The 23,934-nt window shown below is 67.2% G+C and carries 16 protein-coding genes, 1 tRNA gene and 1 pseudogene; 7 read left to right on the top strand and 11 right to left on the bottom strand.

Going from position 1 to position 23,934, the window contains the following annotated elements; translation table 11 throughout:
- Together ACEE23_RS10850 and ACEE23_RS10845 are read right to left on the bottom strand one after the other, a co-directional pair.
- Nucleotides 1–5,586 (bottom strand): fatty acid synthase subunit beta domain-containing protein (locus tag ACEE23_RS10850; protein ID WP_448873607.1); only part of this gene is annotated, 5,586 nt, incomplete at its 3' end.
- Nucleotides 5,587–5,629: 43 nt separating this feature from the next.
- Nucleotides 5,630–6,766: an SPFH domain-containing protein gene (locus ACEE23_RS10845; protein WP_368521394.1), complete on the bottom strand. Its 1,137-nt coding sequence runs from the start codon at nt 6,764–6,766 to the stop codon at nt 5,630–5,632.
- A gap of 332 nt (nt 6,767–7,098) precedes the next feature.
- Here ACEE23_RS10845 and ACEE23_RS10840 point away from each other — a divergent pair, with 332 nt between their 5' ends.
- From ACEE23_RS10840 to ACEE23_RS10825, 4 genes are all read left to right on the top strand, one after another.
- The gene (locus ACEE23_RS10840) at nt 7,099–8,082 is read left to right on the top strand and encodes an ABC transporter permease (protein ID WP_368520390.1); all 984 of its coding nucleotides are present in this window, start codon (nt 7,099–7,101) and stop codon (nt 8,080–8,082) included.
- The gene (locus tag ACEE23_RS10835) at nt 8,083–9,174 is read left to right on the top strand and encodes an ABC transporter permease (protein WP_368520391.1); all 1,092 of its coding nucleotides are present in this window, start codon (nt 8,083–8,085) and stop codon (nt 9,172–9,174) included.
- Nucleotides 9,171–11,078 carry a dipeptide ABC transporter ATP-binding protein gene (locus tag ACEE23_RS10830; RefSeq protein WP_368521393.1) on the top strand — a complete coding sequence of 636 codons (1,908 nt, stop codon included), beginning with the start codon at nt 9,171–9,173 and terminating at the stop codon, nt 11,076–11,078. Before ACEE23_RS10835 ends, ACEE23_RS10830 begins: the two co-directional genes overlap by 4 nt.
- Before the next feature lie 94 nt (nt 11,079–11,172).
- Nucleotides 11,173–12,849, top strand: coding sequence for an ABC transporter family substrate-binding protein (locus ACEE23_RS10825; RefSeq protein ID WP_368520393.1), 1,677 nt, complete (start codon nt 11,173–11,175; stop codon nt 12,847–12,849).
- Between the two features lie 92 nt (nt 12,850–12,941).
- Here ACEE23_RS10825 and pflA read toward each other — a convergent pair whose 3' ends face one another.
- Nucleotides 12,942–13,811 (bottom strand): pyruvate formate-lyase-activating protein, encoded by an 870-nt coding sequence (pflA, locus tag ACEE23_RS10820; RefSeq protein WP_290223023.1) that lies wholly within the window; start codon nt 13,809–13,811, stop codon nt 12,942–12,944.
- Nucleotides 13,812–13,816: 5 nt separating this feature from the next.
- Nucleotides 13,817–16,195, bottom strand: a pseudogene (pflB, locus tag ACEE23_RS10815) (formate C-acetyltransferase).
- 401 nt (nt 16,196–16,596) lie between these two features.
- Between pflB and ACEE23_RS10810 the strand changes: the two are divergent.
- Nucleotides 16,597–18,525: a solute carrier family 23 protein gene (locus ACEE23_RS10810; RefSeq protein ID WP_368520427.1), complete on the top strand. Its 1,929-nt coding sequence runs from the start codon at nt 16,597–16,599 to the stop codon at nt 18,523–18,525.
- Nucleotides 18,526–18,583: 58 nt separating this feature from the next.
- Here the strand turns inward: ACEE23_RS10810 and ACEE23_RS10805 are convergent.
- Nucleotides 18,584–18,669: transfer RNA gene (locus ACEE23_RS10805), tRNA-Leu, on the bottom strand.
- A gap of 112 nt (nt 18,670–18,781) precedes the next feature.
- On the opposite strand from ACEE23_RS10805, the gene ACEE23_RS10800 reads away from it, so the two are divergent.
- Both ACEE23_RS10800 and ACEE23_RS10795 read left to right on the top strand, forming a co-directional pair.
- A complete protein-coding gene (locus tag ACEE23_RS10800) occupies nt 18,782–19,204 on the top strand; it encodes a hypothetical protein (RefSeq protein WP_368520394.1) in 423 nt (140 codons plus the stop codon).
- Between the two features lie 44 nt (nt 19,205–19,248).
- Nucleotides 19,249–19,623: a DUF3817 domain-containing protein gene (locus ACEE23_RS10795; RefSeq protein ID WP_070769676.1), complete on the top strand. Its 375-nt coding sequence runs from the start codon at nt 19,249–19,251 to the stop codon at nt 19,621–19,623.
- A gap of 9 nt (nt 19,624–19,632) precedes the next feature.
- Here the strand turns inward: ACEE23_RS10795 and rdgB are convergent, their stop codons facing one another.
- The 6 genes from rdgB to ACEE23_RS10765 all read right to left on the bottom strand — a co-directional run.
- A complete protein-coding gene (rdgB, locus tag ACEE23_RS10790) occupies nt 19,633–20,238 on the bottom strand; it encodes an RdgB/HAM1 family non-canonical purine NTP pyrophosphatase (protein WP_368521392.1) in 606 nt (201 codons plus the stop codon).
- The gene (rph, locus tag ACEE23_RS10785; protein WP_368520396.1) at nt 20,238–20,969 is read right to left on the bottom strand and encodes a ribonuclease PH; all 732 of its coding nucleotides are present in this window, start codon (nt 20,967–20,969) and stop codon (nt 20,238–20,240) included. The genes rdgB and rph overlap by 1 nt, the downstream gene beginning before the upstream one ends.
- Nucleotides 20,970–20,996: 27 nt before the next feature.
- Nucleotides 20,997–21,767 (bottom strand): MBL fold metallo-hydrolase, encoded by a 771-nt coding sequence (locus ACEE23_RS10780; protein ID WP_368520397.1) that lies wholly within the window; start codon nt 21,765–21,767, stop codon nt 20,997–20,999.
- A gap of 63 nt (nt 21,768–21,830) precedes the next feature.
- Nucleotides 21,831–22,661, bottom strand: a complete 831-nt coding sequence (murI, locus tag ACEE23_RS10775; protein WP_368520398.1) for a glutamate racemase — start codon at nt 22,659–22,661, stop codon at nt 21,831–21,833.
- Nucleotides 22,662–22,667: 6 nt separating this feature from the next.
- Entirely contained in the window at nt 22,668–23,300 is a 633-nt protein-coding gene (locus ACEE23_RS10770; RefSeq protein ID WP_368520428.1) for a rhomboid family intramembrane serine protease, read from the bottom strand.
- A gap of 127 nt (nt 23,301–23,427) precedes the next feature.
- Nucleotides 23,428–23,934: P1 family peptidase (locus tag ACEE23_RS10765; protein ID WP_448873605.1), on the bottom strand; the 507-nt coding region annotated here is incomplete at its 5' end.

Below are 23,934 nucleotides of genomic sequence, written 5' to 3'. Positions count from 1 at the left end.
GCCCTGGGCGGCGTCCTCGCGCGCCGAGGCCCAGCGGTCGTCGAGCAGGACCGCCCGCGCCGGGTCGAAGGCCGGGCGCACGAAGTCGGCCCAGCCCGCGCCCAGCTCGCGGTCGACGGCTTGGGCGAGTTCGCGCGCGTTTTCGCCTCCCGCGCCGGCACCATCATCCTGACCCTCCGCGCTGGCTGCCTCCGGATCCAGCCGCTCGACGAGGTCGCAGGCGTTGGCGGTTAAGGCATCGGTGAGCTCGGCCACGGCGGCCGGGTCAGCGGTGGCAGCCGCGGCCGCGGCCGGTTCCGGCAGCGGGGTGGTGATTCCTGCGGCGTGGGCGGCGGCATCGATAGCCTCATCGAGGCCGGCGGGCAGGCTGGCTAGCTCGCCGCCACGCAGGGAGGCCCCGGGGCGGGTGCCATCGACCAGGTGGGCGAGCACGCGGTCCAGCCAACCGGGACCCAAGCCCCAGCGGCCGCGCACGCGTTCGGAAACATACGAGGTCGGCTGCGCGGCCGGGCCGGTGAGATCACGCAGGCAGGCCTCCACCTGCGGCTGGAGCACCGGCCCGAAGGCCCGGTAGCCGCGGGCCTGCCGGTCGACTAGCTCGCCCAGGCTGGCCAGGTCGAGGTCGGCAGCGCCATCGATGGCGGCAATCCCCAGCTCGGTCGAGATATCCAGCAGCAGCTGGTTGCGCCTGGACGACTGGCCCTCCACCAGGGACTCGATGGTGTCCGCCGGCCGCAGCTGATCGAGGCGCACCTTGGTCCAGGCGGCCACCAGCAGGCGGAGGGCATCGCTGGCCAGCAGGGGCTTATCCGCCGGAGTGTCTGTGGCGGCCGGCTGCTCTGGCGCGGGCGCGGGCGCGGCTACCGGCTCCGTCTCGGGCTCCGGTTCTGGTTCCGGCTCCGGTTCCGGTGCGGGCTCGGGGTCGGCATCGGTAGCGAAGACGACGGCCTGGTCGCGCTCGGCGTTGAGAACCTCCACGCGCGCCGCGCCCGGGTGCTGGCGCAGCATATTGGCCAGGGTGGGCGCGCTGGCCACGCCGATTTCGACAAAGCGCTCAACTCCCAGCGGCCCCAGCGCCAAATCCTGGGTCTCGATCCAGCGCACCGGGGAGGCGAACTGCCAGGCCAAAAGCTCCACCAGAAGGGTGCGGCCGCGCTGCTGGGCCGGCTGCGTGCGGGCCGCGGTCAGCCACGGCGAGTCCACGACCTCCTCCATGGCCTGGATGAACTCCTCGCCCAGGTCGAAGGGGCGGGCCACCAGGTTGGGGAGGTAGCGGCCAATCAGCCGGTCCAGGTCGATGTCTGCCGGGATGAGCTGGTCCAGGTGCCGGCGAAAATCGTCCACCCCGCCGCGCAGGCGGGAGGAGTGGAAGGGTACGTCCACGCCGGGGATGAGGACGAAGGCGCGCTCGCCGCGGGAGGCGGCATCGGCTTCCAGGGCGCGCAGCCCGGCGCGCGTTCCGGCGACAGCGTACTGCTTGCCCTTGACGTTGTAGTTGACGATCTCCAGGAATTCGCCCGTAATCGCCGACAGCTGGCTGACGTAGTCGAAAACGTCCGCGTCCGACATTCCCATCTTGTGCGGGCGCAGCGCGGCCAGCCCGTAGTTGGAGTTGCCGTCGCCGTCCCGCGGGACCAGGCGGTGCATGGTCAGCCCACGCTGGTAGACGATCTCGATGACCGCCTCCACCGAGAGCACGTCCGCAAAGGCGGCCAGCGCGTTGTACTCGCCCACCGAGTGCCCCGCGAAGAAGGCGTGCTCTTCCAGCACCCCGGCCTCGCGCAGCTGGGCGACCTGCGCGCAGCCCAGCGTGGCCATGGCCACCTGGGTGAACTGGGTCAGGTACAGCACGCCGTCGGGGTGGGAAAAGCTTTCGCCGGCCACCTGCACCTCGGGCGGGTTGCGGCGCACGATGTCCAGGATGGAAAAGCCCAGCGCCTGCCGGGTGTGGGCGTCGGCGCGGTCCCAGACGGCGCGCGCGGCTGGGGAGGCGGCGTAGGCTGCCATCCCCATGCCGGGCGACTGGATGCCCTGACCGGGGAAGGCGTACCACGTCACCGGCGCGGCCAGCTGGGCGGTCGCCTCCAGCACGGGGACGCCGCCCACCGTGGCGGTCACGGTGCGCACTTCCCCGCCGGCGGCCTGCCCGGTCCGCGCGGTGGAAAACTCGACGGTCTGCCCCGGCAGGACCGGGGCCAGCAGGCGCGCGTGCCAGCCCACGATGTTCTCGCCGGCGGCCAGCTGCGCCAGCGCGGAGGTCCACATGCCGTGGACTATCGGGCCCTGGGCCAGGCCGGTCGCCCGCGCCAGGTCCTCGTCGGTGTGGATGGGGTTGAAGTCGCCGGTGACCTGGGCGAAAGGCCGCATGCTATCCGGCGCGACCACCTGGGCCTGGCCGCGGCTAAGCCGCGGGGTCGGGCGCGCGGCCGGGTCCGTGACGTCCAGTGCCGGCAGCGTTTCGGCTCCGGCCGCACCGGAGATCAGAAAGCGCTCGGTCAGCGTTGCCAGGTGCTGGTGCCCGCTCACGATGCCGACTTCCACCTCCAGCACCCGCCCCCGCGCGGTGGCAAAATCATGCGCAAGGTGGGCCTTCACGCTGACCGAGGCGCCGTGCTGCGGCAGCTCGGAGCGCAGGCGCACCGCGTGCTCCAGGTGGACCAGACGGAGCAGGCCCTCGACGGCGTCGGTGTCCGCGATGACCGCGAAGATGGCCGGCCAGGCCGGCCCCACCAGCGCGTCGGCGGCCAGGCCGGACGCGCCCGCCAGGTAGCCCGCGGTGACGGTCTGGTAGTCCGCGCAGTTCAGCGTCGTCGACCACGCCGCCGCCCCGCCAACGACCTCCGGCAGCTGCCCGCCGGCGGCCCGGCGCGCCAGCTCCCGCATGGCCTGGTACGCCGAATCCGCGCCCACGACGGGCACGGTCGCCGCCTGAGGCAGCGCCACCGTCACGCCCAGGCCGGGCACGCGGTATGCCCCATCCGCGTCTTCTTCCAGGCCCAGCCGGCGCGCCGGGTTGGGAACCGGGTGGCCGGCCCATTCCCAGGCCGGCGCGGACAGGATCCGCTCGCGATCGCTCGCCGCGGGCCCGGTGGACTCCGCGCGGGCGGCCGCGGCGGCCACGAACCGGCCCAGCAGCTCGGCGACGGGCTCGTCGACGCGATCAATCCCGGCCACGGAGCGCGGCGAGGGGATGATGGAGACGGCGTCGGCCGGGTAGCGGGCATCGTGGGCCTGCCAGAGCGAGTCCGTGCGCCACCACCAGCGCACGTCCTCGTCGATGACCGGCACGAAGTTGGCGGGCTTGCCGGGGCCTTTGAGGAGATCGATGAACCAGGCGGCATCGGTGGCGCACAGGTGCTGGGTGCCGGCCTGCGGGTAGCTGGCCAGCAGGTCGGCCAGGTTTCCCGCGTCCAGCTCGCCGGCGGGCAGCTGGGAGGCGAACTCGCCGTGGTCAGCGGGGTGCAGGCGGGCCTCGGCGCGCAGGAGCATCTGCGCGAACCGGGCGCGCCAGGAGTCATCGACCCACCCGCCGCAGTGGGACAGCTCGAGGTAGCGCTCCAGCCAGCGCCGGTAGGTCAGGCTGGTCAGGTCGCCGAAATATGGCTTGCAGGTGGCATCCAGGGCGCTGATGATTTCGGCGCGGCGGGCGCGCACGGCATCGGCGTCGCCGGCCACGGCGTCCAGCAGCCGGCCGGCCTGGGCGAAGGAATTATCCACCTCGTGGATGTCGGCGCCCAGCTGCGAGCGGCCCGAGGACATGCCGGCGCGGGCGGTGCCGGCCGCGATGAAGCCGTCTGTGCCGGAGGCGGCGACGAGGGCGCGCTTGACGGCCGGGGAGGTGGTCGCCTCCCGCGTGGCCATGGCGGCGGTGCCGACCAGGATGGCATCGACGGGCATGTCCGGGCGGCCGTAGGCGCGCGCCCAGGCGCCGGTCAGGTACTCCGCGCCGCGCTCCGGCGTGCCGATGCCGCCGCCGACGGCCAGGTAGACGTTCTCCGCGGCGCGGATGCGCGCGTAGGTGGCCAGTAGCAGCTCGTCCAGGTCCTCCCAGGAGTGGTGCCCGCCGGCCAGGCCGCCCTCCAGCTGCATGATGACGGGGGCGGGTGCCACCTCGCGCGCGATCTCCAGCACCTTATCGACGTGGTGCACCGCGCCGGGCTTGAAAGCCACCCAGGGGATATTGCCCACCCGCAGGCTCCGGTAGATCTCCACCGCCTCGTCCAGCGGCGGGATGCCGGCCGAGCACACGATGCCGTTGATCGGCGCCCCGTTCGCCCGCGCGGCGGGTACCTGCCGCTGGCCGGCCACCTGGCGACGCCACTGGCGGGGGTTGAGGTAGAGCGCGTTGAACTGCGCGTTCACGCCCGGGGCGAGGTGCTCGCGCAGGTAGTCGAGGTTGTCTTCGAGCAGCTGGTCCGTGGCCTGCCCGCCGCCGGCGAGCTCGGCCCAGTACCCGGCGTTGGCCGCGGCCGCCACGATGGCCGGGTCCACCGTGGTGGGCGTCATGCCGGCCAGTAGCACGGCCTGGTAGCCGGTCAGGCTGGTAAAGCGGGTCACCAGCTCGCCGTCGGCCGTGGTGCGCGGGGCAAAATCGCTGTACGGGCGGGGCGGGGCCAGCTGGTGGCCGGGATCAATAAGCCGGGCCTGCCCGGTCGCGGTGCCGACCGCGAGCACCCCGATGCCGCGGCCCTCCACGATCTTCTCGGTCAGGGGTCGCACGCCTTCTTCCGGGCCGACCTCCAGGATCCACCGCGCGCCGGCGGCGGCGAGGCGGTCGACCTGCGCCGGCCAGTCGATGACGTCGGTGAGCACCGCGCGGGCGGCCCGCTCCGCGACGGCCGCGTCTAGGCCCACCTGCTGGGCCCAGTCCACGACCTGGTCGACGGCCTCGCCCATGCGCGGGTGGTGGAAGGCCGCGGCCACCTTGAGCGGCTGCGCCTCCACCCCCAGGGCGCGGGCGACGGCAAGGTTGTCGGCGGGCGGGCCGGACAGGACGGCATCCTGGGCGCTGTTGTGCAGGCCGATGACCGTGTCCGCGCCGGTGTCCCGGATGGCCGCGGCGATGTCCTGCGGGTCTGCGGCGACGGCGACCATGGGGGCGGCGTCGTTATCGCGGACCAGCCCGTAGCGCCGCGCCGTGTGCGTCATCGCCGCGCCGATGAGCTGGGCAATCGCCAGCATCTCCGCGCGGCCAGCCTCCCCGTCGAGCACGAATTCGGCCAGCCGGCCTTGGGAGTGGCCGGCGGCGGCGACGGCATCGCTAGCCACTAGCCCCTGGGCGGCCAGGGCGTCGAGCAGGTTCAGCTGGGCCAGGAAGATGCCGGGCACGGATACCTCGGGGGCGCTGAGATCCCAGGCCGGCGGCTGTTGCGCCCAGTCGAAGGGGCGGAAGCCGCGGGGGCGCCGGCCGGCCAGCTCGGCGGCAAGCGGCTCCAACAGCTGCGCGGCCTTGTCCACCGTGGCGTGCAGTTCACGGTCGGCGCCGCGCAGCGAGTCGGCCCAAGAAAAACCCTGTCCCGAAAAGGACAGGGCGAAAGGTTCACGAGGATTCACGGTGAGCTGCTCCTTGTCCAGGTTGGTGCTCACCTAAGGCTAGTGGAGATTCCGGCGCGCCGGAAAAACAAACTCACTAGTCGTTGTTGCGCCACTCCCCGTGCTTGTCGCGCAGGGCCTGGAAGGCGTCGCGGGCGGAATGGATGCCGTTCTCGTTGGCCCAGTCGGCGGCCTGGCCGCGCACGTCGCTAGCGCTCGGCAGGCTGGGGTTGGCGGCCGGGCTGGCGGGGCTGGAGCTGGAGCTGCTGGAGCCGGTCTCCCGCTCCGGGTTGCTGCGGGTGCGCGGGCGCTGGCTGGACGAGGACTTAGAGGACTTGTCCAGGCTGTCCAGGGCGTGGTTGCTCATCAGCACGTCGCGCATGCCCTCGAAGAGATCCCCCATGCCGGACGGGTTGGACGGCATGTAGAGCACGGAGGCGTTGCCGTTGGAGGAAACGTCCACCATGGCGTCCAGGTACTGGGAGACCAGCATGAGGGCCTCGGGGGATTCCTCGACGCCGGCCTTGCGCAGCATCTCGTACTGGGCGGCGATGCCCTCCACGATCTCCTTGCGCTGGTCGGCGACGCCGCGGCCCTGCAGCTTGCGGGCCTCGGCCGCGCCCTCGGCCTCCTTGACCACTCGGATCTTTTCGGCCTCGGCCTGGGCCACGGCGGCCTCCCGCTCGCGCTGGGCGGCGTTGATGGAGTTCATGGATTCGCGCACGCGCTCGTCCGGGCGGATGTCGGTGACCAGGGTGTTGACGAAGTGCCAGCCGTAGGCCGCCATGTTGTCGCGCAGGGACTCGGCCACGTTCTGGGCGATGGTGTCCTTGGAGGAGAAGGAGTCATCCAGGTTCATGTTCGCCACGGAGGAACGAACGTTGTCCTGGACGTAGGCCACGATCTGCTGGTCGGGGCTGGACAGGGTGTAGTAGGCCTCGCGCTCGCGGCCCTGGACGACCTGGTACTGGACCGCCACGGGGATCTGGACGAAGACGTTGTCCTTGGTCTTGGTCTCCACCATCACGTCGAGCTGGCGGACCTGCAGGTTAATCTTTTCGCGCACCCGGTCGACGAAGGGGATCTTGAAGTGCAGCCCCGCGTGGGCCACTCCCTGGTACTTGCCCAGCCGCTCCATGATGGCGGCCTCCTTGGTGCGGACAATGAAGTATCCGTCGAACAACGTCAAAATGACGATGAGGACGATGATGCCAATGACGAGAAGCGTACTCACGCGCGGCCTTTCTGTTTTCGGGGAATTCTATTGCACCGGTCAGCTCTTAGTCTGACACATTCGCCGCCGATGCGCGAGGGTCCCACCCAGCCCGAACTGCGGGCACGGCCCCGGAACCCCGGATGTGGGATCGTGACCGGCCTTAGGCCCCGCCCTCCCCGTATGGGGGTACGCCCGCACAACTTTCCGGAGGATTTTTTCTCATTTTTGCCCCGCTCGTTTCTCACGCCCGCTATTGTCGACGTCACAGTTAGTGATCCACACCACATTCGGACGAACTTCGATACTGGATCACTCAACCCAAGTACGTTCCCACACCCAAGGAAACCGCGATGGTCAAATACATCATCAAAAAGACCGCCAGTTGGTTAATCGTGATCTTCCTGGCCACCAACATCGCCTACCTGTTGGCGTCAGTCTTTTTGGATCCGCGCTCCAACTACGCCGGGCGGCGCCCACCACTGAGCCAAGAACAAATCAGCCACATCCTGCAGCCGCTCAACCTGGACCCAGAGACCCCGCTGCTGGAGCGCTGGTGGACCTGGCTCACTGGCGTGGTGCTGCGCTGGGACTGGGGCGCTTCCCCGCTCGGGGTGGAAGTCACCGAGGAAGTCTCCCGGCGCGCGCTGGTCTCCGCCCAGCTGTTGCTGCTGGCCACCATCATCTCCATCGTCCTCGGCGTGGGCTTGGGTGTTTACACCGCCTCCCGCCAGTACAAGTTCGCCGACCGCTTCTGGCAGGGCATGTCGATTGTCACCATGAACGTCCACGTGGTCGTCGCCTCCCTGGTCGTCGTCTCCGTCGGCCTGTGGCTCAACCGGGTGACCGGGCAGCGCATCGTCTACGTCAGCGGCGCCGGCTCGCCCGGGGTGGAAGGGTTTTTCCCCAAGCTCATCGACACCGCCCAGCACTTGGTCCTACCTACCATTTCGCTGGTCATTATCAGCTACGCCGGCTATCACATGATGCAGCGCACGCTGCTGCTGGATAACCTGTCCGCCGACTACGTGCGCACCGCCCGGGCGAAGGGGCTGACCCGCACCCAGGCCATCCGCAAGCACGCGCTGCGGACCTCCATCATCCCCGTCGCTACGTCGGTGGCCTTCTCCGTGCCGGGCATTTTTACCGGCGCCATCATGACGGAGACCATCTTCGCCTGGAACGGCATGGGCCAGTACTTCATCCAGACCATCTCCCGCAACGACATCCACGGCACCACGGCGGTGGCCGCCTTCGGCGCCGTCATGATTGCGGTCTCGGCCATCCTGGCCGATCTCATCGTCGTCATCCTCGATCCCCGGGTAAGGGTGAGCTAAATGTCTAAGAGCAACAAATCCACCCAGCCGCGCGCGACCGCCCGGCGCGCCACGCCCCACCTCCGCAACGACCTGGCCATCGACTCGGCCGCGGACAACCTGGGCATCCGCCCGCACACCGCGACCGCCGACTTCAGCATGGCCACCGAGCCCAGCGCCCTGTCCGCCACCGCGGCCGGCGTCGACGCCGACGAGTCGCAGCGCAAGCTCTACACCGCCGACGAGACCACCATCCGCGGCACGAACAAGCTCAAGCTGTACACCCGCCGGTTCTTCCGCAACAAGATGGCCACCGTCGGCTTCATCATCTTCCTGGGGCTTATCGCCGTCTCCCTCTTCGGCAGCTATCTGACGCCGTGGGCCTTCGACGAGCCGGACTTTTTGGCCCTGTCCGCCCCGCCGTCGCCGGAGCACTGGTTCGGCACCACCAACTCCGGCAACGATCTTTTCGCGCAGGTCGTCCACGGCCTGGGCCGATCGCTGGTCATCGCGCTGACCGTCTCGATCGCCACCTCCATCCTGTCGGCGATCATCGGCGCCGGCGCGGCCATCTACGGCGGCTGGACCGAAAAGATCATCCTGGCGGTTATCCACTTCCTGCTGGCCATCCCGACCTTCCTGCTCATCGCCCTTGTCGTCTCCGACTCCGGCGGCGACTGGAAGATGCTCATCATCGTGCTCATCGCCTTCGGCTGGATGTACGCCGCGCGCGTCATCTGGGCCATGGCGCTGAGCGTGCGGGAAAACGACTACGTGCGCGCCGCCGGCTACATGGGGGTCTCGCGCCCGAAGATCATCGTCCGCCACATCGTGCCGAATATCGGCTCGCTGCTCATCATCCAGCTGGTGCTGGGCGTGGTCTCCACCGTCGTCTCCGAGACCGCGCTGTCCTTCCTGGGGCTGGGCGTGAAACTGCCGGACGTCTCCCTCGGCACGCTGCTGGCGGTGGGTACCAACGCCGTCGAGGCCGCGCCCTGGCAGTTCTACTTCCCCGCCGCCACCCTGACCCTGCTCACCGTCTCCATGGCCTTTATCGCCGACGGCCTGCGAGACGCCATCGACCCCAACTCGAATTCCGGAGGACGCGCATGACCGCCCTGTTAGAGGTCGAAGACCTCAACGTCAGTTTCCCTTCCGAGGCCGGCACCGTCCACGCCGTGCGCGGGACCAGCTTTAGCCTCGAGGCCGGGCGCACCCTGGCCATCGTCGGCGAGTCCGGCTCCGGCAAGTCCGTGACCTCCATGGCCGTGATGGGACTGTTGCCCGACTACGCCAAGGTCACCGGCTCCGTCCGCTTCCAGGGCGAGGAGCTGCTGGGCAAGACCGACAAGCAGATGTCGGCCATCCGCGGCAAGGGCATCGGGATGATCTTCCAGGATCCGCTGTCGGCCCTCACCCCGGTCTTTAGCATCGGCGACCAGCTGGTCGAAGCAATCACCGCCCACCGCTCCATCGGGCGCGCGGCCGCGCAGAAGGAAGCCGCCGAGCTGCTCGACCTGGTGGGGATCCCGGAACCGGTCAAGCGCCTGCGCTCGTTCCCGCACGAGTTTTCCGGCGGCATGCGCCAGCGCGTGGTCATCGCCATCGCCATTGCCAACAACCCGCAGCTCATCATCGCCGACGAGCCCACCACCGCCCTGGACGTAACCATCCAGGCGCAGATCCTGGACGTGCTCAAGGTCGCGCAGCGGGAAACCGGCGCGGCGACCATCATGATCACCCACGACATGGGCGTGGTGGCCGGCACCGCCGACGACGTCGCCGTGATGTACGCCGGCCGCCCGGTCGAATACGCCGACGTCGACACGCTCTTTAACAGCCCGAAGATGCCGTACACCATCGGCCTGCTGGGTTCTACCCCGCGCGCGGATACCGCCCAGTCGGAGCCGCTGACCCCGGTGGCCGGCACCCCGCCGCAGCTCATTGAGCTCAAGAACGAGTGCCCCTTCGCGGACCGCTGCCCCGTGGCTATCGATGCCTGCCGCGCCAGCGAGCCGGAGCTCCTCGGCATGACCTCCAGTCTGGACCCGGCGGTCAGCCACCACCGCGCCGCCTGCCACCGCGCGGACGAGATCATCGACTCGCGGATTGGTGGCCAGCGCCTGTTCCCCCTGCCGACCTTTGCCGAGGACGTGCTGGGCGATACCCCCTTCGAGCAGCGCCGCACGACCCTCGAGGTCGAGAACCTCAGCAAGGAATTCCCGCTGATCAAGGGCTCCATTCTCAAGCGCCGCGTGGGCACGGTGCACGCGGTCAACCAGGTCAGCTTCACCGTCCACGAGGGCGAGTGCCTGGCCATCGTAGGCGAGTCCGGCTCCGGCAAGACCACCACCCTGCTGGAGGTCATGGAGCTCAAGCCCGCCGACGGGGCGCGCGTGGTGGTCGGCGGCGTCGACGCCTCCCAGCTGGGTGACCGCCAACGCCGCGAGCTGCGCAAGGACATCCAGATGGTCTTCCAGGACCCGATGAGCTCGCTGAACCCGCGCATGACCATCCGGGAGGTCATCGCCGAGCCGCTGCAGTCACTGGGCTACGACGGCGACGTCGACGCCCGCATCTCCGAGCTGCTCGAGCTGGTGGGCCTGTCCTCACACCACATCGACCGCTTCCCCGGGCATTTCTCGGGTGGGCAGCGCCAGCGCATCGGCCTGGCCCGGGCGCTGGCCACCAACCCGTCGGTGGTGATCCTGGACGAGCCGGTCTCCGCGCTGGACGTGTCCATCCAGGCCGGCATCATCAACCTCTTGCACGACCTGAAGCGGCGGCTGGGTATCTCGTTTGTCTTCGTCGCCCACGACCTCTCCGTGGTCCGGCACTTATCGGACAAGGTGGCCGTGATGTACAAGGGCGATTTCGTAGAAACCGGCCCCATCGACGAGGTCTTCGACCACCCGCAGCACCCCTATACCCAGGCGCTCATCTCGGCCATCCCCGTGCCTGACCCGGCGGTCGAGCGCACCCGGAAAAGGACGGTCTACGAGCCGATAGAGCCCTAAGAATTTCCCCAGGTTTGCTGCCCGGCGCAGCAGAAATAACTCCATAGCACTCCCCTAAGCTTTTCCACCCCCTGCCAGAAAGGTATCTCTGACCATGTCTTCTAAAAACCGCTACACCACGCTGTTAGCACTCGCGGCCTCGGCGGTGCTTCTTTCTTCCTGCGCGGGCGGCTCGGACGGCTCCTCGAGCGCCATCGACGTCGACCTGCAGCTGGAAGGCTCCTACAACCTGCAGGACCGCGAGAACCTGCAGGAAGGCGACGACCTGACCCTGGGCATCAGTGAGTTCTCGGAGCAGCAAAACGCCTTCAATGCAGACATGACCGCCTACACTCGGACCTTCTGGGAGTACTACAACCCGCAGCTGTCCACCTACACCGGCGAGGGCGAATTCGTCCCGAACGCCGACTACCTGACCGACGTGAAAGAAGAGGTCGTCGACGGCAAGACGCAGGTGACCTACACCATCAACCCGGACGCCAAGTACAACGACGGCACGGAGATTGACTGGAAGGTCTTCGAGCACACCTGGAAGTTCAACAACGGCGAGATGGACGAGCTCAACATCCACTCCACGGAGGGCTACGACAAGATCGAGTCCGTCACCCCGGGCGAGAACGACAAGCAGGTCGTCGTGAAGTTCAAGCAGGCCTACCCGTGGTGGCAGGACACGTTCTCCTCCCTGCTGCCTCCGCAGGTCGATACCGCTGAGAAGTTCAACGAGGCCTACGTCAACCAGCTCCACCCGGAGTGGGGCGCGGGACCGTACACCGTCGACAGCGTCGACTTCGGCGCCGGCACCGTCACCTTCACCGAAAACGACAAGTGGTGGGGCGACAAGCCCTTCATCAAGAAGATCACCTACCGCCAGATGGAATCGCAGGCCTCCATCAACGCTTTCAAGGCCGGCGAGATCGACGCGACCAGCGTGGCCTCCAAGGAGCGCCTGGCCACCATCCAGGACATGGATGACATCGAGATCCGCGCCGCCATGCGCCCGGCCAACGTACTCTTAGTGCTGAACTCCGACGCCCCGGGCCTGGACGACATCAAGGTGCGCGAGGCCTTCATGACCGCCATCGACCGCGACCAGCTGGCCTCCATCCGCTTCAACGGCCTGGACTACGAGGAGGACCTGCCGGGCTCGTTCACCCTGTACCAGACCCAGGAGGGCTACCAGGATTCCTTCGGCGAGCTCATCTCCTTCGATCCGGAAAAGGCCAAGCAGCTGCTCGACGATGCCGGCTGGGCCCCGGGTGCCGACGGCACCCGCGAGAAGGACGGCCAGCCGCTGGCCCTGCGCTACGTGCTCACCGGCGACGATCCGGGAATTAAGGCGGAGGCTTCCGCCACCCAGAAGATGCTGGCGGACGTCGGCATCAAGCTGGACATCGAGGAGCGCCCGTCGGCGGACTTCTCCAAGATCGTCACCAAGCACGACTTCGACATCTTCCCGATGGCTTTCGCGTCCTCCTCCCCGCTGGGCGTGGCCAGCTTCAACCAGATCTACGCCTCGGATTCGGAGCTGAACAAGTCCGGCACCGGCACCCCGGAGATGGACAAGAAGATCGAGGAGCTGGGCCAGATCGCGGACGCGAATGAGCAGACCCAGAAGGCCAACGAGCTGGAGAAGGAGGCGCTGTCGAGCTTCGGCATCATGCCGCTGATGAACGGCCCGGAGATGGTGGCCACCAACCCGAAGCTGGCCAACTTCGGCGCCAAGTCCCTGGGCAGCGTCGAGGTCGAAAACGTCGGCTACGTCAAGGAATAGCCGCCTAGGGCCCGGAAAACGCCGAACACCCGCCCGCTGCCTCCTAGGAACTAGGAGAGCTAGCGAGCGGGTGTTTGTGGGTTATAAGGGAATTAGTAGACCGTGAAGCCTTTGGCTCGGAAGACGTCGCGGATAGCTTCGACGTCCTCTGCAGCCGGGGGCTTAGTGTCTTCCAGTGTGTAGGGATAACCCAGCTCACGCCACTTGTCGGCGCCCATGTTATGGAACGGAAGGACCTCAACGCGTTCCACGTTGTTGGGCCACCGTGCCACGATATTGGCGACGTTTTGGACGTTTTCCGGGCTATCCGTCAGGTCGGGGACGACCACAAAGCGGATCCACACCGGCTTGTTTGCCGCCGCGAGCCGGTCACCGAAGTCGATGGTCGGCTGCAGCTCACGCCGCGTGACTTCTTTGTAAGTCTTCTCATCGCCTGCCTTGACATCCAGCAGAACCAGGTCGATGTTGTCCAGGTCCTCGTCACGCACGCGCGCCCCGAGGAAACCGGAGGTATCGATGGTGGTGTGGATGCCGGCATCGTGCACTTCCTTGAGCACCCGGCGGGTGAACGCCGTCTGGAACAGCGCCTCCCCGCCCGAGATGGTCAACCCGCCATTGGAAGCGTCGAAGATGGGCTTGTAGCGCTTGACGCGCTTGACCACGTCTTCGACCTTCTCCAGGGAGCCGGTCTTCATCTCGAAGGTGTCAGGATTGTGGCAGTACTGGCAGCGGAGCGGGCAACCGGACATGAACATCGTCATGCGGGTACCCGGCCCGTCGACCGAGGTCACCAGTTCCCACGAGTGCACCAAGCCGACGTCGCCAGTGCGGCGGGCTTCCATGAGCTCGGGGCGGGTGATTTGGTCGAGTTCGTTGTCCCCACCCAGGCCCGCGGCGACGCCGCGTACCTTTTCGCCTTCTTCTGGTTGGAGGGTAACAACACCAGTAACGCCATCAGCCATGGTTTTTACGAACCCTGGTGGAAGGTACGGGAGATGACGTCCAGCTGCTGTTCCTTGGTCAGCTTGACGAAGTTGACGGCGTAGCCGGAGACGCGAACGGTCAGGTTCGGGTACTTCTCCGGGTGCTCAACTGCGTCCTCCAGAGTGGACTTGTCCAGGACGTTGATGTTGGCGTGGTACAGGCCGGAGTCCATGTTGTGCTCTGCACGACGGGACTTCATTGCCTCGAGACGCTGGTCGAAAGTCGGGGTTGCCATGATGATTTCTCCTTCTACGAGATTGGGTTTTGGGTGGTCTTACTTGTCCATGATGAAGCCGGCGTCCAGGACGCCCACCAGGTTGGTGATGCGCTCATCCGGGGTACGGCCCAGGCCAGACGGCGTGATGGTGTTGGTCAGCGAGATGCCGTCCAACGCATCCTTGTAGTCCAGCTTACCGACGGACAGCATGGAAGCGACCATGCCGTGGCTGTCGGCGCCGTTCTCCGGGTTTGCGCCCGGCGCGAACGGGGTGCCGGCCTCGTGGCCTGACGGGAAGGCGCCAGTGGCCTTGCCGTAGACCACGTTCGAGGTGATGGTCAGCACCGACTGGGTCGGGATGGCGTTGCGGTACATCGGGATGGCCTTAATCTTTTCCATCACGGTGTGGACGATGGTTGCGGCGATGTCGTCGGCGCGGTCGTCGTCGTTGCCGTAGACTGGGAAATCGCCCTCGGTCTTGTAGTCCACAATCAGGCCGGTCTCATCCCGAACCGGGGTGACCTTGGCGTACTTGATGGCGGACAGGGAGTCGGCCACAATCGACAGGCCGGCGATACCGCAGCCCATCGAGCGCACGATATCGGAGTCGTGCAGAGCCATCTCAATGGACTCGTAGGCGTACTTGTCGTGGCTGTAGTGGATGATGTTCAGGGCCTCGACGTAGGTGCCGACGACCCAGTCGAGCATCTCCTCGTACTTCTGCCAGACCTCATCGAAGTCCAGCGGCTCGTCGCCCTGGATGGCGTCGTAGCCTTCCACGACCTGCTTGCCGCTGACCTCGTCGCGGCCGCCGTTGATGGCGTACAGCAGAGCCTTGGCAGCGTTGACGCGGGCGCCGAAGAACTGCATCTGCTTGCCGACGCGCATCGGGGACACGCAGCACGCGATGGCGGCGTCGTCGCCCCACTGCTCACGAATCTGGCGGTCGGACTCGTACTGGATGGACGAGGTCTCAATCGAGATGTGGGCGCAGAACTTCTTGTAGCCTTCCGGCAGCTTCGGGTCCCAGAAGATGGTGATGTTCGGCTCCGGGGACGGCCCCAGGTTAATCAGGGTCTGGAGCAGGCGGAAGGAGGTCTTGGTGACCAGCGGGCGACCGTCGTCGCCGAAGCCGGCGTCGGACCAGGTGGCCCAGTACGGGTCGCCGGAGAAGATCTGGTCGTAGTCCTCGGTGCGCAGGAAGCGGACGATGCGCAGCTTCATGACCAGCGCGTCGATGATTTCCTGGGCGTCTTCCTCGGTGATGGTGCCGTTGGCCAGGTCGCGCTCGAAGTAGCAGTCGAAGAACGCGGACAGGCGGCCGATGGACATGGCGGCGCCGTCCTGGGACTTGATGGAGCCCAGGTAGCCGAAGTAGGTCCACTGGACAGCTTCCTGCGCGGTGGTAGCCGGGCCGGAGATGTCGAAGCCGTACTGCTCGGCCATGACCTTCAGCTTCTTCAGAGCCTTGATCTGCTCGGAGTGCTCCTCACGGAAGCGAGCCCAGTGCTCGGAGAAGCCGGCGTCGGCGACGGAGTCTCGGGAAGCCTGCTTTTCCTCGATGAGGTAGTCGACACCGTAGAGGGCCACGCGGCGGTAGTCGCCGATGATGCGGCCGCGGCCGTAGGCGTCCGGCAGGCCCGTAATGATGTGGGAGGAACGGGCAGCGCGGATGCGCGGGGTGTAGATGTCGAAGACGCCGTCGTTGTGGGTCTTGCGGTAGCGGGTGAAGATCTTCTCGACCTCCGGGTCCACTTCCTTGCCCGCTTCCTTGATGGCCTGCTTGACCATGCGCCAGCCGCCGAACGGCATCATGGCGCGCTTCAGCGGGGTATCGGTCTGCAGACCGACGATGACGTTGTCATCCTCGGAGATGTAGCCGGCCGGGAAGGCGTCGATGTCGGACGGGGTGTGGGTGTCGACGTCGAAGACGCGCTGCTTGCGCTCGACGGACAGGTAGTTGTCTTCCAGGTGCTGGAAGGTGCGCTTGGTCTTTTCGGTCGGGCCGGCCAGGAAGGACGAATCCCCTTCGTAGGGGGTGTAGTTGCGCTGGATGAAGTCGCGCACGTCGATGCCCTCAGTCCATGGGCCGGTCTCAAAACCCTTCCAGGCATCAAACTTGAGGTCTTGGGTTGCGGTGGTCACTATCGGTGACTCCCTTCTGTATCTATAAGTTCCCTTATACCGTGGGGCGCGCTCGCCATTCCCAATTCCCAATCCACCTTGTAACCTGTATTTTTCTCGGGTTTCGATGGTCTTGAGCTTCTCTAGCGGCAAGCCCCGTTGAGTCCCAGTGTAGGGGCTTGTTAGGTGGTTACTCCAACCCAGAAAGTGTGCAATAGCCCACACGTCTGATGTCTGACTCTAGTGCGCTGCTCAGGCATTTTAAGTAAAACGTCCGTCCGGTTTAAGCTCCGGGCGGGAGCCAGCTTTCTGGTCATAACCGGAACGTTTTGCTGCGGTTTTCCCGAAATCTGCGCCGCCCTTCTACGCTTAGAGAGTACGAATTCAACCGTTTTTTGCTTCGCCCCACCCTGGAGGACTTCGTGGCTGCCCAAACTAGCACCCAGCCCAAGCGCACACACCCCGTCGACCAAGTTCCAGCCCCCGGCAAACTCGCCGCCCTAGGCCTGCAACACGTACTCGCCTTCTACGCCGGGGCGGTCATCGTCCCGCTGCTGATCGCGGGTTCCCTCAACCTGGATACCGCCACCACCATCCACCTCATCAACGCGGATCTACTCACCTGCGGTATCGCTACCATCATCCAGTCGGTGGGCATCGGCAAGCACGTGGGCGTGCGGCTGCCCATCGTCCAGGGCGTGACCACCACGGCCGTCGCGCCGATCATCGCCATCGGGCTGGGCGCCACCGACGGGCAGGGCGGGGTGGCCTCCCTGCCGGTCATCTACGGCTCCATCATCGTCGCGGGCCTGTTCACCTTCTTCATGGCGCCGCTGTTCGGCCGCTTCCTCCGCTACTTCCCGCCGGTGGTCACCGGCACCGTCCTGCTCGTGATGGGCACCTCCCTGCTGGCTGTGTCCGCCAACGACTTCACCAACTACGCCGAGGGGCAGCCCGCAGCCCGCGACCTCTGGTACGGCTTCGGCACCCTGGCCGTCATCGTCCTAGTCCAGCGTTTCTTCCGCGGCTTCCTGGGCACCCTGTCGGTGCTGCTGGGCCTGGTGCTGGGCACGGGCGTGGCTCTGCTGGCCGGCGACGCGAGCTTCTCGGAAGTAGGCGAGGCCGACGCCTTCGGCATCACGACGCCGTTTTATTTCGGCCTGCCGCAGTTCGACCTGGTCGCCATCTTCTCCTTGCTGATCGTCATGGTCATCACCATGGTGGAGACCACCGGCGACGTCTTCGCCACGGGCGAGATCGTTAAAAAGCGCATCCGCCGCGCCGACGTCCAGGCCGCGCTGCGCGCCGACGGCGTGTCCACCGTCATCGGCGGCGTGATGAACTCCTTCCCCTACACCTGCTTCGCCCAGAACGTCGGCCTGGTCCGCCTGACCGGCGTGAAATCCCGCTGGGTGGCCGTGGCCGCCGCGGGCTTCATGATCGTGCTGGGCCTGCTGCCCAAGGCCGGGGCCGTGGTCGCGGCGATCCCGGCGCCGGTGCTGGGTGGGGCATCGTTAGCGCTGTTCGCCAACGTCGCCTGGGTGGGCCTGCAGACCATCGCCAAGGCCGATATCAACGACGGGCGCAACGCCGTCATCGTGACCACCGCGCTGGGGCTGGCCATGCTCGTGACCTTCAAGCCGGACATCGCGGCGGTCTTCCCGGAATGGTCGCAGACCTTCGTCTCCTCGGGCATGTCCATCGGCGCCATCACCGCCATCGGGCTGAACCTGTTGTTCTTCCACACCGGCCGCTCCCGCGGCGGGGACGTCGCCCGCACCGGCGGCACGGGCGTTTCCCTGGACGAGCTCAACGCCATGGACCGCGACAACTTCGTGGCGACCCTGCGCCCGCTGTTCAACAACGAGACCTGGCCGCTGGAAACCACCTGGGAGTCCCGCCCCTTCGACAACGTCGGGCAGCTGCGCGAGGCCATCCAGGTCGCCGTCCTCACCGCCGACGTCGAGCGCCGCGAACAGCTCATCCACGACTACCCCGCCATGGACGAGCTCCTGCTGGCCGACGACGAGGGCGCCGCGGAGATCTCCGCCGACCGCGGCTCGCTGGGGCTCGGCGAGCTGGACGACGTCCAGACCGAGCAGATCACCCAGCTGGCCGCCGCCTACCGCGAGCGCTTCGGCATGCCGTTTGTGGCCTACCTGGACACCAACGACACCTTCGAGCGCGTGCTGGACGCCGGCGTGCGCCGCCTGGCCAACTCCGAGCCCCAAGAACACCGCGTGGCGCTGAGCGAAATCGTCGAAATCGCCGGCGATCGCTTCGATATCCTGCTGGCCGACGCCAACCCCATCCGCTCGGCGTGGGACCGGAAATTCACCGAAGTCGAGTAATAAGACGCAAAAATACCGAGGCCATCTGGTGCGATGGCCTCGGTATTTTTCTGTGCAGTGGTGCGCCCGGTGAGACTTGAACTCACACGTCCTTCGGACACTAGAACCTAAATCTAGCGCGTCTGCCAATTCCGCCACGGGCGCGCAATGCGAATGATACTACCGGATTGATTCCGGCGAGTTCTAATCGGGGCGGCGGGCGTTTTCGCTCACTAATGACTTTGGCGCGCCGCGGCCAGTGGGTAGGCTAGGACTCGTGAGCACGCAAGAGACCGGCAAGCGCCAGAGGATCCGAGTGCGGTGGTGGCATATTGTCCTCATCGCCGTGCTCGTGGTCGCCTTCTTCGCGCTCGCCTACTGGCAGTGGACCCGCTTCCAGTCCGGTTCCGGCACCTTCCAGAACCTGGGCTACGCCCTCCAGTGGCCGCTGTTCGCGGCGTTCGTCATCTACGCCTACCGGACCGCGCTGCGCAGCGAGAACGAGCGCATCGCCGCCGAAAACGAGGCGGAGGACCTCGACGGGTTCGCCTACGAGGCCCCAGAGGTCACCAAATCCAAGCCGACCACCATCGACGAGGACTTCCTCCCCCACCGGCCGCAGCTCGACGTCGAGGAATTCAACGCGCTCAACCGCCCGCGCCGCGGGCACCACGAGGTCAACCCTGACCTCGACCGCTAAGGCCTGTCCGGCACGACAATTGAAAGCTAAGCTAGATTACCGCTATGACTTCTGAGAACACTTCTGCTTCCACCGCGCCGAAGCGCATCCACCCGGCCCGCCAGGCCCGCGTGCGCACCGCGCTGACCCTGTTCACCGTCGCCGCGACGGTGACCGGTATCTTCCTGCTGGTGCTGACCACGCGCATGGTGCTGGAATACATCGTCGGCATGGACATGCCCGAGTGGGCCACCCACATCGCCCAGATCCACGGCGCCTTCTACGTGCTGTACCTGCTGTCCATCCTGAACCTGGCGCCGAAGGCCCTGTGGCCGCCGATGAAGTGGTTCACCACGGCCCTGGCCGGCACCATCCCGTTCTTCTCTTTCTACATGGAGGTCAAGCGCCGCCGCGAGGTGCAGCGCGACTTCCAGCTCTAGCTTTTCGCGCTAGTTTTTCTGCAACGCCGCCAATACCGGAACCAGCTGCCGCAGCGCCTGGCCCCGGTGGGAGACGGCGTTTTTCTCTTCCGGGGACATCTCCGCGGCGGAGCGCTCCTCGCCGTCCGGCTGGAAGAGCGGGTCGTAGCCGAAGCCGCCCTCCCCGCGCGGGGCAGTCAGCACGCGCCCGGGCCAGCGGCCTTCCACCACGTGTTCCTGGCCGGCCGGAGTGACCAGCGCGCACACGGAGACAAAAGCCGCGGTGCGGCGCTCTTCCGGCACGTGGACCAGCTGGCCCAGCAGGAGCTCGTTGTTGGCGGCGTCGTCGCCGTGGCGGCCGGACCAGCGCGCCGAAAGCACGCCGGGCATGCCGTTGAGCTCGTCGACGGCCAGGCCGGAGTCGTCCGCCACGCACGGCAGGCCGGTGGCCTGCGCGCCCGCGCGGGCCTTGATCAGCGCGTTGTCGGCGCAGGTGCGCCCGTCCTCGACCGGCTCCGGGTAGGACTCTGCCTCACTGAGCGGGACCAGCTCTACGCCCTCGATGCCAGCCTCGGCCAGGATGGTGTGCAGTTCCTTCAACTTCTTGGGGTTATTCGAGGCGACTAGCAGCTGCATTAGTCCCACCCCAGGGCGGCGCCCTGCGCGGCGATGAGCTCGGTGCAGCCCTTCTGGGCCACGTCGAGCATCTGGTTCAGCTCGTCGCGGCCGAACAGCCCGTGCTCACCGGTGCCCTGAATTTCCACGAAGTCGCCGCTTTCCTGCATGACCACGTTGAGGTCGACCTCGGCGCGGGAGTCTTCCTCATACGGCAGGTCCAGGCACACCCGGCCGTCGATGATGCCGACGGAGACCGCCGCGATAGGGTCCAGCAGCGGCTCGCCCGGCACGGCGCCGCGCTCCTTGAGGGCGGCCACGGCATCGGCCAGCGCAACGTAGGCGCCGGTGATCGAGGCGGTGCGGGTGCCGCCGTCGGCCTGCAGGACGTCGCAGTCGAGCTGGATGGTGTTCTCCCCCAGCTCGCTCAGATCCACCGCGGCGCGCAGCGAGCGCCCCACCAGGCGGGAGATCTCATGCGTGCGGCCCTTGACCTTGCCCTTCATGGACTCACGCGGCATGCGCTCGTGGGTGGCGGACGGCAGCATGGCGTACTCGGCCGTCAGCCAGCCCTCGCCGGAATCCCGCTTGAAGCGGGGCACGCCCGTTTCCACCGAGGCGGTGCACATCACGCGGGTATTGCCGAATTCGACCAACACCGAGCCCGCCGGGTTGGTGGTGAAATTGCGGGTAATTCGCACGGTGCGCAGCTCGTCGAGGCCGCGGCCGTCTGCTCGTTGAAAATCAGTCATGCTCCCAGGCTACCCGCCGGGGCCAGGCTAGAGTTCGAAGACCATCCCGGGCTCGCCGAGGACCAGTTCGCCGTCGAATTCGGCTCGGGCGGCCGCCACGGTCGCGGCGGCGTCTCCCCAGGGCTGCAGGTGCACCAGCACGAGGGTGCGCACGCCCGCCAGCTGCGCCAGGCGGCCGGCCTCCGCGCCGGACATGTGCATCTTTTCCGCCTTGCCCTCGGAGCTAGCGCCCCAGGCGGCCTCCGCCAGCAGGATATCGGCGTCCTGCGCCAACGGCAGCAGCTTGGTATCGAAGGAGGTGTCTGCGGTATACGCGATGATCTTGCCGGTCTCGGTGTGGCGCAGGCGCAGGCCATAGGTCTCGACCGGGTGGATAGTCCGGTACGGGGTGATGGCGACGTCGTCGACGTGCTGTTCCACCCCGTCCTCCCAGGGGGTGAAGGCGAAGGTATCCGACATGTCGTCCACGCCGTCTGGCTGGGCGTCGGAGGACAGCCGCCCCAGGTGCTGCGGCGCGTAGCTGGGGCCCAGGCAAAAGTTGCGGCCCTTGGCCGGCGCGTAGGGGTGGAAACGGCGCCAGACCAGCAGGGAGGGGAAATCCATGCAGTGATCGGCGTGCAGGTGGCTTAAGGCCACGTGGGCGTCGCACGGATCCTGGACGTCCTGCAGCGCGGCGAGGGTACCGGGGCCCAAGTCCATGAGGATGGACGGCGCATCCGGGAAAGACACGAGGTAACCGGAGGCCGGGTTCCCGGAAGTGGGCACGCTTCCGGAGCATCCCAAGATGGTCAACTTCATGCCCCTCATGGTGTCACGAATACGGCGACAGTGGGGCGATTTGCGGCCATTTCGGGGAGAAAATCAACCGGAGTGAGAAATGTGGTTGAATTCACCGACCCCCGGTCCCAGGAAGCGGGAGGCCAGGTTCTCGAAGATCTCCATGTCGCCGGTGGACTCGAAAACGCGCGTGGCCGGGTTGTCTACGGGCGCGAGCAGGTCGCGCTCGGTGAGCACCTTGAGCACGTCCTTGGCGGTTTCCTCCGCGGAGCTGACCAGCGTGACCTCGTCACCGACGGCCAGCTGGATGACGCCCGAAAGGTGTGGGTAGTGGGTGCAGCCGAGCACCAGGGTGTCGATGCCGGCGGCCTGCATGGGGGCCAGGTAGCCCTCGGCAATGCCCAGGATCTGGCGGCCGGAGGTGATCCCGCGCTCCACGAAGGGCACGAAGTCGGGGCAGGCCACGGCGGTGGCCTGCACGTCCGGGTGTACGGCAAAAAGGTCCTGGTAGACGCCGGATTTGATGGTGCCCTCGGTGCCGATCACGCCGATCTTGTGGTTGCGCGTCGTCGCGATAGCGCGGCGCACGGCCGGGCGGATGACCTCCACGACCGGCACGTCGTAGCGCTCGCGGGCGTCGTGGAGGAAGGCGGCGGTGGCGGTGTTGCAGGCCACCACGATCATCTTGCAGCCGCGCTCGACCAGCTCGTCGGCGATGTCAATCGACAGCGCGCGGACTTCTGCGATGGGCCGCGGCCCGTAGGGTCCGTGCAGGGTGTCGCCGATGTAGAGCAGCGACTCGTGCGGCAGCTGATCGATGATCGTGCGCGCCACCGTCAGGCCGCCCACCCCGGAATCAAAGATCCCGATGGGGGCGGTCGGTCCGGGCTGCGGTTTATCGGCTAGTTCAGTCACGCCGTACTATTTTACGCTGCGGCGCATAATCTGCTTCGACGTGTCGTCGGAGGTAATCGTCATGCCGGCCACGATGCCGCCGATGGCCCCAAACAGGTGGCCCTGCCAGGACACCCCCTCGTAAATCGGCAACACGCCCCAGACCAGGCCGGAGTAGGCAACCCCCAGGACCACGCCGAGGACGATCTGGATGAGCGAGCGGTTGAAGATGCCGCGGACCAGCAGGTAGGCCAGCCAACCGTAGACCAGGCTGGAGGCGCCGATGTGGTTGGTGCCGGGCCCGCCCAGCAGCCACGTTCCCAGCCCGCCGATGAGCACCACCAGCAGAGTGACCTCCCACCAGACCTTCCGGCCGGAGAGCCCGATGAGGAAGCAGAACACGGCCCCGGGCAGCGAGTTGCCGATGAGGTGCTCCCAGTCGGCGTGCAGCAGCGGGGCGGTGACAATCCCCCAGATGCCGTTGAAGTCCAGCGGGTGGATGCCGTAGTAGCTTAAGCTCCCGCCGAAGATGACGTAGTTGACGATGTGGATGCCCCAGAGCACCACCAGGTAGCCGATGGCGAAGACCAGGCCGGTGCGCAGGCGCCCGGCGCGCGTGTAATTCACTGAGTCGCCCCGGTTGGTCTGGGGCTTGCGCATACCAGCGCCGCCGGCCGGCTGGAGGGGCCCGCCCGAGGGCCCGAAATTCGCCGGGCCGGTCTGTCCCCGGCTACGGTCCGGCCGGGACGAATACGGTCCAGTGGAATATGTCATAGTGCACTTCAGCTTAGCGCAGCAGGGAAGAATACGCGGGGTAGCCAAAGCCGTCGCTGGCCGCGCAGACGGCGGAGACAATGGCGGCCTCGACGGCATCGGCGGCCAGCGCGGTCAGCCGCGCCAGCGTCGCGTCCCCCACCGGCGCGGATGCGCCCGCCGCCTGCGCCGGGGTCGCGGTGGAAACGCCGAACAAGGTGTCGCCGTCCAGCGGCGAGTGGGCCGGGCGCACCGCGCGGGCGATCCCGTCGTGGCCGGCCAGGGCCAGCCGCTGGGCCTGCGCCTTGTTAAGCGGCGCGTCAGTGTAAACCACCCCGATGGTGGTGTTCAGGCTCGCGGCCGGGTCGGGCAGCTCGGCAAAGGCCGCGCGGTCGATGCCGGGCCGGCCCGGCGCCCCGAACAGCCGGCCGGTGGCCGCGTCGACGACCTGGCCGACCGGGTTGGCCACCACGATGGCGCCGACTCTAAAGCCGGTATCGGCCGCCGCCAGCTGGGCCCGTCCGACCCCGCCGCGCAGCTT

Source organism: Corynebacterium sp. 32222D000AT (assembly GCF_053546955.1).
The sequence above is the reverse complement of the archived record's forward strand: the minus strand, read 5'-3'. Positions and strand labels throughout refer to the sequence as shown.